General features: G+C 66.8%; 1 pseudogene. It reads right to left on the bottom strand.

The features are described from left to right. Window positions 1-241: pseudogene (locus IC66_RS42710) on the bottom strand (mannitol dehydrogenase family protein); the annotation flags it as partial.

The following is a 241-nucleotide window of genomic DNA, read 5'->3' as shown; positions in this document are numbered from 1 at the left end:
CATCGCGCCGAGCAGCCGCTGCGGCAGCTTTTGCGAGCCGTCCATCGCGATCTGCCAGGTGCGATGATGCAGCGCCGGATTGGCGAAGCGCTTGAGTAGCGAAGCGCGATAGGCGGCGAGATCAGCGCCGGCAGGCATCGTCAGCGTCACCGCGGCTTCCTCCATCACCTGCGCGGCAAGCCGTGCGAAGTGCGGATCCTGCATGGTGTCGGCGATGGTCTCGTAGCCCGCGAGATAGCCG

Source organism: Bradyrhizobium genomosp. III (assembly GCF_000261705.1).
GTDB classification, from domain to species: Bacteria; Pseudomonadota; Alphaproteobacteria; order Rhizobiales; family Xanthobacteraceae; genus Bradyrhizobium; species Bradyrhizobium ottawaense.
This window is presented reverse-complemented; position numbering and strand designations above follow the sequence as displayed.